General features: G+C 68.5%; 3 protein-coding genes. All 3 read left to right on the forward strand.

Going from position 1 to position 2,397, the window contains the following annotated elements:
* The coding region (locus C1J00_RS42130; RefSeq protein WP_180989899.1) for a P1 family peptidase at window positions 1–430 on the forward strand (430 nt) is incomplete at its 5' end.
* Window positions 431–595: 165 nt separating this feature from the next.
* Window positions 596–1,813 carry a L,D-transpeptidase gene (locus C1J00_RS42135; protein WP_180989900.1) on the forward strand — a complete coding sequence of 406 codons (1,218 nt, stop codon included), beginning with the start codon at window positions 596–598 and terminating at the stop codon, window positions 1,811–1,813.
* 179 nt (window positions 1,814–1,992) lie between these two features.
* Window positions 1,993–2,397, forward strand: a 405-nt coding sequence (locus tag C1J00_RS42140; RefSeq protein ID WP_245936729.1) for a DUF6227 family protein, incomplete at its 3' end; no start/stop codon positions are given.

Raw genomic sequence — 2,397 nt, forward strand, 5'->3', positions numbered from 1 at the left:
GCTGTACGGGGAGTTGTTCCAGGGGCGGGTGGAGTACCCGGCGGCACAGGTGCACGCGCGGGCGCGGCGGCGCCTCGCCGAGACGGCCGCGAGGAATACGCCGCCGCCGCTCAACACGACGCTCGCGGTGGTCGCCACGGACGCGGATCTGTCCAAGGCGCAGGCGCAGAAGCTGGCCGGCACGGCGCACGACGGCATCGCCCGGGCGGTGCGTCCGGTGCATCTCCTCAACGACGGGGACACGGTGTTCGCCCTGGCGACGGGTGAGCGGGCGATGGACGCCGCGAACCCGCTCGCCCTGAACGAGATCCTCGCGGCGGGTGCGGACATGGTGACACGCGCGATCGTCCGGGCCGTGCGGGCGGCGGACCCGGTGGACGGTCCGGGCGGGGCGTGGCCGTCATACGGGGAGCTGTACGCGGGGGGCTGAACGGGCCTGCGGGCACAGCGGATCCCCAACTGAACCGGTTTTTGTCGCGGTTCTGTCACGTGACGGCCTTCATGGGGAACGGACGGAACCCGGCCGGCTCCCCGGCCCCTCTTCCCTCACGTACTGGAGCGGATCACGCAACATCACATGAACTGGGAGCAGCCCGTGACAACGCCGAACATTTCAGCGCGGCGCACTCTGGGGGCCTGTGCCGCCCTGATGGTCGGCGCCCTGACCCTCACCGCCTGCGGTGGCAGCGCCAACGCCGATGACGACGGCAAAGGCGGCAAGGGCGGCACGAAGACGTCCGTGGCGAAAATCGCCATCTCGGCGAAGGACGGTTCGACCGGCGCGTCCATCAACAGGACCGGCGTGAAGGTCAGCGACGGGAAGCTGACCGAGGTGAAGATGACCGTGGCGGGCAGCGGGCAGACCGTGGCGGGTTCGGTCTCCGGTGACGGCAAGGTCTGGAAGCCGAAGGAGCAGCTGGAGCGCGGGACGAAGTACCGGATATCGGCGACCGCGAAGGACTCGGACGGCCGGACGGCCGCGGCCAACTCGATCTTCACGACGGTGACGTCGTCGAACAGCTTCATCGGGACGTACACGCCGGACAACGGCACGACGGTCGGCGTGGGCATGCCGGTGTCGTTCACCTTCGACAAGGCCATCACCGACCGGAAGGCCGTGCAGTCGCACATCACGGTCTCCTCCAGCAGTGGGCAGAAGGTCGTCGGGCACTGGTTCAACGGGCAGCGGCTCGACTTCCGGCCGGAGGAGTACTGGAAGGCCGGCTCCAAGGTCACGATGAAAATCGACCTGGACGGGGTCGAGGGCGCTAACGGCGTCTACGGCGTGCAGAAGAAGACGGTCACCTTCACGGTGGGCCGTTCCCAGGTCTCCACGGTCGACGCCGGCACCCAGACCATGACGGTCGTCCGGGACGGCAAGACCGTCAAGACGATCCCGATCTCGGCGGGCAGCCCGGAGCACACCACGTACAACGGGCAGATGGTGATCTCCGAGAAGTTCGTCCAGACCCGGATGAACAGCCGGACGGTCGGGCTGGGCGGGGAGTACGACATCCCGGACGTACCGCACGCGATGCGTCTGACGACGTCGGGCACGTTCATCCACGGCAACTACTGGTACAACAAGGGCAACCCGCCCTTCGGCCGCCAGGGCACCAGCCACGGCTGCGTCGGTCTCGCCGACGTCCAGGGCGCGGGCGGCAGCACGCCGGCCAAGTGGTTCTACGACAACTCCCTCATCGGGGACGTGGTGATCGTGAAGAACTCCCCCGACAAGACGGTGGCGCCGGACAACGGGCTCAACGGCTGGAACGTGGCCTGGAGCCAGTGGGTCTCGGGCAGCGCCTCCTGACCACCTGAAAGACCACCCCAGCTGGGGTTTTTGACGGGCCGACCGGGCCGCGCGGGAACTTTTCGCGTGGCCCGGGCGTTTTCCCGGACGTACGTTTTCTCGGTTCCCGGACATGATGTCCGACCGAGGGGCTACCGTATGCACCCACAAGGTGACATGCAGCAACGCCGGGAGAAACCTTGAGCGTTCCGTACGAGACGGCAGCGTACGAACCCCACGACTCGCCCGAGTCTCCGGAGGAGCACCTCGCGCGACTCCTCGGCCGCGCCCTGAACTCCTTCGAGCTACCGGACGAGACGATAAGGCGTCTGGACTGCGCGCTGGCGCACGACGGTTCGCTGCACTCCGCGCACCACAGCGCGGGCCTGCACCGGGAGACGTACCGGCACACGTGGCTGCTCGCCGACGGTTCGGCGCTCACGCTCTGGGAGCTCGTCCACAACACCGCGCCGGGCAGCGAGCCTCACCACGAGGTGTACGTCGACGAGGAGGAGCTGCGCGCAGCCACCATGCGGCTGCCGCTGCCGCCGGACACCCCGGACTTCGAACTGCCGGTGGCGGTACAGCTGTCCCCCGTCCCCGCC

The organism is Streptomyces cahuitamycinicus (assembly GCF_002891435.1).
GTDB lineage: Bacteria > Actinomycetota > Actinomycetes > Streptomycetales > Streptomycetaceae > Streptomyces > Streptomyces cahuitamycinicus.